The organism is Psychrobacter sp. T6-1, from assembly GCF_052258445.1.
In genome coordinates, this window is record NZ_JBQQFC010000149.1 from 1 (window position 1) to 5,679 (window position 5,679).

Genomic DNA, 5,679 nt, shown 5'->3' on the forward strand with positions numbered 1-5,679 from the left:
ACTTTAGGTTTTAGATTTTATCCGCCATAAGTAGCCAAGGTATAGTCATAATGATTAATAAGGCTAGTACAGATTGAATTAAAAAGAAAGCTTGGTGTTCACCGACAACTTTGCTAAGTGTCACGCCAAGCGCACTATATTTAATAGGCTGAGTATCAGACTCACCTTTTTGATCAATATCATCATATAAATGATGCAATACCTCTAAGAACTGTAAGTATTCATCGCAATTCCAATTATAAGGTTTAAAAGGCATCAATGCCTTGATTCTCATATCCTTGACCATACAGCGCTCAAGTACAATAGAGCGTAACGACCATCCAGAAAAATGACGCTCATCAAGTTCTGAGAAGTCTAGTATCTTTAAATCTTTGTGACGATCATCTAATAGTAAGCGGTTTTTTAGGTTTGTCAGGTCTTGCTCGCGACCTTCGACACACTGAAAAAAGTAGCCATTGCCGTAACAAAGGATACCCGTAATATCGTTGTTATAATTGTTCTGTGTCGCTAATTTTGCAATATCATTGAGTGTGCTAGAACCTACAAGTCCAGCAGTAGTAATGCGGCTGATGTAAACCAGTTGATAAAGATCTTTGGTATCTGAATTTGTCATAGCATGCACAGGTGACAATCAGCCTCTCCTTATTATTATACGGTTTGTAAATCAATAACTACTAAAACTAGTCTTATATTATTGATTTAATTTGTTTTATATTTATTGTATTAAGATGGTTACATCATAGGCTAATTACGTACCAATAGCAAAACATAATTTCTCTGACTAGTCAGAATTATAATTATTAGTTATTGACAATTATATATCAAATATTGAATATATAGATGAGAGTTGTTTTTATTTACGCTCTCCACCCTACATTTTGCGGTAGCTCATCAAATTATTTTTGTGACTGTATTAAAGATAAAATGAGTAGCTCATCATCGGCGTAGGTCAGTTTGATGTTTTGCTGACTACCAGTAACAAGTCTTATTGGTAAGTTTAGATACTCAAAAGCACTGGCTTCATCAGTGATACTCAAATGTTGCAGCGCCACATGCTCAAGTACTTTTGTGAGCGCTCCTGCACGAAAGACTTGCGGGGTTTGTGCTTGCCACATGCCCTCTCGATCAACAGTATGAGAGACGTAGCACCGTGAGGTATCGTCCTGCTGCGCTTGCTTTAGAGTATCCGCTACTGGTGCTGCTAAAATAGCGCCATAAGGCTCAAGCTTGGCCGCCGCAATAACCTCATCTATATCTGCTAAAGGCACAGTAGGACGTGCTGCGTCGTGAATAAGAATCAAATCATCATCACTTGCGCCTTTACTCATGATGGCCTCTATCCCTGCGCTGACGGATTGCCAACGCTCAGTACCACCAGTGGCGTAGAAAACAGGCATTGCAAATTTTAGATTTTGCGCTGTATTATCATCTGCTGCCACAACGAGCAAACACTCGGTAATCTGCTCGCTTTGAGCTAATCTCCCAACGCTATGCTGCAATAGAGTCTGATTGCCGAGAATAGTATATTGCTTAGGCACAGACGCACCAAAGCGGCTGCCGCGACCAGCAGCGACAATCATTGCATGCAATTTAGGGGTTTTATTCATGTGAGAGGTTCGTGATAAAAAAAGGGCTCGTACTAATGATAAGTTATAGCATCGCCATATGCTATGTTATTGACTATGCGTTGTTGGTGCAGTAGATATTTGAACAAAGGTTTCATTGGGTTTGATCAACCCCAAATCTAGCCGCGCGTGTTCCTCTACGGCCTCAAGTCCATTTTTTAAATCGCTTACGTCAGTGCGTAGTAAGTTATTGGCTGCAACTTGGTTGTCATTGAGCTGCTGCTGATTATTAATCTGGGCACTGAGCTTACTATGCTCAAATCGACCGTTTTCACCCAGCCAATATTGATATTGCAGGCCCATCAACACAGCAACTGCAAAAGCTAATAGTATAAACTGGCTAAAGTATTTCATAGTAGGCGCGCAAAATATAAAGATACTAAGTACAAATAAAAAGCAGTATGTCATTGGGTACAAAATCACACACTGCTTTGTTTGAATGGTTTTAACCGCGTAAACCGATGAACTCATCAGCGCCGCGATAGCTGGCACGAATTTGCTGCTCTATACGCAAAAGCTGGTTGTATTTAGCAACGCGATCTGAACGGCACAAGGAGCCTGTCTTAATTTGACCTGCTGCAGTACCTACGGCAAGATCAGCAATCGTGCTATCTTCAGTCTCACCTGAGCGGTGCGAGATAATCGTGGCGTAGCCGTTTTTCTTCGCTAAATAAATAGCATCAAGCGTCTCTGATAAGGTGCCAATTTGGTTAAACTTAATCAAAATAGCATTAGCAATATGCTTATCGATGCCTTCTTGCAAAATAGCAGGATTGGTCACAAATAAATCATCGCCGACCAGTTGTACTTTATCCCCGATTTGCTCGGTTAGATACTTCCAGCCCTCCCAATCGGACTCATCTAAACCATCCTCGATAGAAATGATAGGGTACTGGCGAGTAAGACCAACGAGGTAATCGGAAAACCCTTGGTTATCAAAGGACTTGTTGCCCTCGCCTGCCAAGACATATTTACCGTCTTTATAAAACTCAGTAGCGGCGCAGTCGAGCGCTAGGTAAATGTCTTTGCCTGCGCTATAACCTACTTGCTCAATCGCTTGCATAATGACAGTAATGGCTTCTTCATTGCTACGCAGATCAGGAGCAAAGCCGCCTTCATCACCAACAGCAGTATTTAAGCCTTGTGATCTAAGCACCGACTTTAAGCTATGAAAAATCTCTGTACCGGCACGCAATGCTTCTGAAAAACTAGTAAAGCCCACAGGCTCAATCATAAACTCTTGGATATCAACCGTATTATCCGCATGCTCGCCACCATTGATGATATTCATCATAGGTACCGGCATCGTCAGCGACGTCTGATTGCGCAGATTAGCAATGTACTGATGTAGCGGTAAGCTTTGCGCCTTTGCAGCAGCTTTGGCAACAGCAAGAGACACTGCGAGCATAGCATTAGCGCCCAAGTTGTCCTTGTTTTCGGTACCATCAAGAGCAATCATTGCATCATCAATCGCTTGCTGCTCGGTGACGTCTTTGTCCATCAAAGCACTACGAATTTGACTGTTGACGTTAGCCACTGCTTTTTTGACGCCGCGACCCATATAACGATCCTTATCGCCATCACGTAGCTCAAGCGCTTCACGTGAGCCTGTTGACGCGCCACTTGGTGCAGCAGCGCGACCAATAGTCCCATCAGCTAAGATCACATCAGCTTCAATCGTTGGGTTACCTCGTGAGTCTAAAATTTCACGAGCGCGGATGTCTTTGATAGCGATATCGTTAGTGGTTTCTTCAGCGTACATAATGTCTAATCGTTCCTTTGGTCATGCCAAGTTTGTGGGATAAAAAGGGCAAGCTATAAACAAAAATGAATTTGGTGATAATGCTTGGCATCATAGCATAAATTTTGTCAAACATCGCCCATCTTCGAGACAACAATAAGCGATTCATTGCGTCAGTTAGAGCGCGAAACTACATGATAAACAAATAAGATTTTATGATTGCAAATGTTAAGCATCTATCACTTTTGGTTTGCTAGTATTCACCTTAGCATTAGAACCTGACACGGTATTCGTCAGCTCAACCTCAGTCTTAAAGCGCGTTAAGCGTAGGGCATTCATCAAGACGGATATGGAGCTAAGCGCCATCGCTGCTGCCGCTATCATCGGGTTCAAAAATCCAAAAGCTGCCAGAGGAATACCCAAGCAATTATAAATAAACGCAAAAAATAAGTTTTGTTTGATATTGCGTACCGTGGCCTGAGCGATCTTTTGCGCCGCATCAATATGCATGAGCGACTCGCCCATCAAGCGCGCAGACGCACTGTGCTGTGCCACATCAGTCCCCTCAAACATCGCAAAACTGGCATCAGCGGTCGCCATAGCGGGTGCATCATTGACGCCGTCACCTGCCATTGCCACTTTGTGACCTGCTGCTTGAAGTTTGGCAATCTGACTGGCCTTGTCGCGCGGACTCATCGTGCCATAAGCTTTGGTGATACCCAGTTGCCCTGCCACATGATCGACCACAGACTGCTTATCACCACTCATAAGCACCACATTAATGTCAGCGGCTTGCAAGGCGGCAATCGCTTGCGGCGTATCGTCTTTTAGATCATCTGCTAGTGCAAAAGCGCCAAGCGGTTCATCATCGATACTGACGGCGACCGTACTGGCAATACTCCAAACCTTGGGCATATGCTTAGGTAAATTTAGTTCAGAAAACTCAGCTGTGCCCACCTTTATGAGTCCTAAGCCTGCGATAGTGGCCTGAATACCTGCGCCTTTGATGACGCTTATGTCAGTGACGTCTAGTAATGGCAGATTGCGCTCTATAGCTGCATTGATAAGTGCAGTCGCTAGCGGATGACTGGCATGAGCCTCCACACTTGCGGCAATCTGTAACACATCATCGACAGCTAACGACTTATCGACCATAACTTGATCGACAATCACAGGTTTACCTATCGTTAGCGTACCTGTCTTGTCCAGCACAACTGTATCTATATCGCCCGCTGCCTCTAAACTTTGCGCGTCTTTGAACCAGACGCCATGACGCGCCGCGACCCCCATCCCTGCCATAATCGCAGCAGGCGTGGCAAGGCCTAACGCACAAGGACAGGCGATGACTAAGACAGATACAGCATGCATTAGTGCGGTATCGACTCTACCGGTAAACCACCATGTCAGTGCAAAAGTCGCAACGGCAATGGCCACAACGACGGGCACAAAAATAGCGGTGACTCTATCGGCAAGGCGCGCCAGCTTGGCCTTTGAGCCCTGAGCGTCGCTGAGCGCTTGTACCATATCGCCAAGCTTAGTATCACTACCCTTCGCGCTGACGCGGTACAGCAAGCTACCATTCTCAACGAGCGCGCCTGCCAGTAGCGTATCGTTAACGTCTTTTTTGAGCGGTACCGACTCTCCTGTCAAATGACCTTCAACGCACCAGCCACTACCGTCAACAACAGTGCCATCGGTTGCCACGCGGCTACCTTGCTTAGCCCGCAAGATATCACCAATTTGCACGTCTTTTAGAGCAACATTGTGAAAATCGCCATTGGGCTGCTCTAATTCAACTTCATCTGGGGTGAGCGATAGCAGTAAATCAATACTATTCAGACTTCTCTTTTTGGTACGCTCTTCTAGATATTTACCTGTGCGTACAAAGGCGATGACCATCACTCCGGCTTCAAAATATACCCCAGGGCCATGACCTTCGATATTTAACAAACTCGCCAGACTGCCATCACCATGCGTCAGCCACAGATAAGTAGAATACGCCCAAATAGTCACGGTACCGATGACCACAAGTACATCCATGTTAGCGAGGCCACCTTTGAGTGACGCCCAAGCACTACTATAAAAAGGCAATGCCAAACCGAACTGGACGATCGTCGCCAGGATAAACTGTATCCATACTGGCGGCATCCACGCCATACCCTCTCCTACTAGCATGCCTGCCATACCCACCAAAAATGGCACCAGACATATCCAAAGCGCAATCAGTCGCCATGGCCTTTTGGTTGCCGTATCCTCATCGTTTTGCGCAAACAGCGAGTCACCAGCTTGCAGGTTGGCGACAAAGCCTGTCTT

At 45.1% G+C, this 5,679-nt stretch carries 5 protein-coding genes; all 5 read right to left on the minus strand.

Annotated elements, in window-relative coordinates:
* Positions 1 to 10: 10 nt before the first annotated feature.
* The gene (locus ACTXGO_RS08760; RefSeq protein WP_435951059.1) at positions 11 to 622 is read right to left on the minus strand and encodes a BLUF domain-containing protein; all 612 of its coding nucleotides are present in this window, start codon (positions 620 to 622) and stop codon (positions 11 to 13) included.
* Positions 623 to 896: 274 nt separating this feature from the next.
* Positions 897 to 1,607 (minus strand): 2-C-methyl-D-erythritol 4-phosphate cytidylyltransferase, encoded by a 711-nt coding sequence (gene ispD, locus ACTXGO_RS08765; protein ID WP_443574082.1) that lies wholly within the window; start codon positions 1,605 to 1,607, stop codon positions 897 to 899.
* Positions 1,608 to 1,673: 66 nt separating this feature from the next.
* Positions 1,674 to 1,979 (minus strand): FtsB family cell division protein, encoded by a 306-nt coding sequence (locus ACTXGO_RS08770; RefSeq protein ID WP_443574084.1) that lies wholly within the window; start codon positions 1,977 to 1,979, stop codon positions 1,674 to 1,676.
* A gap of 91 nt (positions 1,980 to 2,070) precedes the next feature.
* The gene (gene eno / locus ACTXGO_RS08775; RefSeq protein ID WP_443542033.1) at positions 2,071 to 3,387 is read right to left on the minus strand and encodes a phosphopyruvate hydratase; all 1,317 of its coding nucleotides are present in this window, start codon (positions 3,385 to 3,387) and stop codon (positions 2,071 to 2,073) included.
* A gap of 207 nt (positions 3,388 to 3,594) precedes the next feature.
* On the minus strand, positions 3,595 to 5,679 hold a 2,085-nt coding region (locus tag ACTXGO_RS08780), incomplete at its 5' end, for a copper-translocating P-type ATPase (protein WP_443574086.1).

Bases quoted from the DNA above. Each gene is read 5' to 3' on its own strand.
- ACTXGO_RS08770 (WP_443574084.1), bottom strand. From the start codon at position 1,979: ATGAAATACTTTAGCCAGTTTATACTATTAGCTTTTGCAGTTGCTGTG.
- ispD (WP_443574082.1), bottom strand. From the start codon at position 1,607: ATGAATAAAACCCCTAAATTGCATGCAATGATTGTCGCTGCTGGTCGC.
- eno (WP_443542033.1), bottom strand. From the start codon at position 3,387: ATGTACGCTGAAGAAACCACTAACGATATCGCTATCAAAGACATCCGC.